Here is a 1485-nt window from a genome sequence, read left to right as displayed (position 1 = left end):
TGAAGTGAACCCACAAGTTTGGACAACTAAATTAAGCTACTAACTGATTGGCAAGTTCTCGGTATTGTACTGGTGACTTGCCTTTTAGCTTGGTCCTGATTCTACGGTTATTATAAAACTCAATCCATTCAGTCATCGCTTGCGCGAGACTCTCTGGATTTTCGAAGTGTTCATCCATCATCTCTGCTTTCATGAGATGAAAGAATGATTCCATGGCGGCGTTATCTAAGCAAGTCGCCTTACGGGACATACTCTGAAAGGTATGATGAGTTTTAAGCGTTTTTTGCCACTGCTTATGTTGGTACTGAAATCCTTGATCTGTGTGTACCGTTGTTCGATAAGGAAGCTCAGGTAGTCCATCTAATGCTTCTTTTAGTGGCTTCAACGCAAACTCAAGAGTTGGATGTGCACTAATGTTAAATGCCAAAATTTCACCCGAAAATAAATCCATGATGGGCTCTAAATAGATTCGTTCACTTTGACTCATCTGACCGTATCGAAATTCACTAACGTCGGCGACAAGTTTTTGATATGGTCGATCTGTCTTGAATCACCGGTGTAACTTGTTTTTGGCGATTCTACCAACAACTCCTTTGTATGAGTTATATTTACGAGTTTGCTTATTAAAGGCCTGACATGTCCAGCCTTGTTCCTTCATAATTCGGAGGACGCGTTTGTGATTAACTTTAAATCCCTGTTCATGCATAACTAACGTTATGCGACGGTAACCGTATTTTTGAGTATACTTGGCATCTGTTTGGCGAATTTCATCAATGGCTTGGATAACCTGGTCATCATCATATTTTCGTCCCTGGCTGTGCTTAGTGTAATAGTACGTGCTACGTGGTATCTTAACGGCTTTGAGGATAAAACTAATCGACGTTTTGAAGACTCGCCTCAGATCATCAATTAAGGTCACGGTTTCGCGTGAGCTGATTTTTCGTGATCTAAGGCATCGAGTTTTTTTAGGAATTCATTCTCGATTCTTAACATCTTATTTTCTTGCTTGAGTTGCTTTAACTCATCTTTATCGTGGCGTGCTTGAATTTGTGCTGTTGTGGGTTTGGTTACTTTTTTATGCTTATGCTTAGCCATAGTCTTTGGATCTCCTCTCACTCTATTTAGGCCACTGAGTCCCTTTAAATCAAACTTTCTTTGCCATTGCCAGATAGTACTTGGTGAAGAGAGATTGAAGTGTAGTGCTGTTTCTGAAAGCGAAGCTTGGTGCTGTTGTTTCCAGTTTAATACTTCTATCTTGAACTCACTAGAGTATTCCAAGTTCATAGGTCTCGGTTTTAATCCTGCAATGCCAAAACGATTAAAGCGATGAACCCATAGGAGAATCGTTTCATTGTTGGCAATATGGTATTTTCTGGCCAATTGAATGGAACTAATACCCGTTAAATATTGTGTCACAATAGAAATTCGTAACTCTAAATTAAATTTAGTCATAATAAAACCCCCGAGATTGTTGTCCAATCTCGG

General features: G+C 39.7%; 2 protein-coding genes and 1 pseudogene. All 3 read right to left on the bottom strand.

What is annotated here, in order from left to right; genetic code table 11:
• Positions 1-31 precede the first annotated feature (31 nt).
• Positions 32-490, bottom strand: a pseudogene (locus FFM59_RS09950) (transposase); the annotation flags it as partial.
• Positions 491-550: 60 nt separating this feature from the next.
• Positions 551-919, bottom strand: a complete 369-nt coding sequence (locus FFM59_RS09945; RefSeq protein ID WP_170175982.1) for an IS3 family transposase — start codon at positions 917-919, stop codon at positions 551-553.
• Positions 916-1452, bottom strand: a complete 537-nt coding sequence (locus FFM59_RS09940; protein ID WP_003645712.1) for a helix-turn-helix domain-containing protein — start codon at positions 1450-1452, stop codon at positions 916-918. The genes FFM59_RS09945 and FFM59_RS09940 overlap by 4 nt, the downstream gene beginning before the upstream one ends.
• Between the last annotated feature and the right edge of the window lie 33 nt (positions 1453-1485).

Origin of the sequence: Paucilactobacillus nenjiangensis, from assembly GCF_005405445.1 — a bacterium.
GTDB classification, from domain to species: Bacteria; Bacillota; Bacilli; order Lactobacillales; family Lactobacillaceae; genus Paucilactobacillus; species Paucilactobacillus nenjiangensis.
Note: the sequence above shows the minus strand (reverse complement) of the source record. Positions and strands in the feature narration are given on the sequence as shown.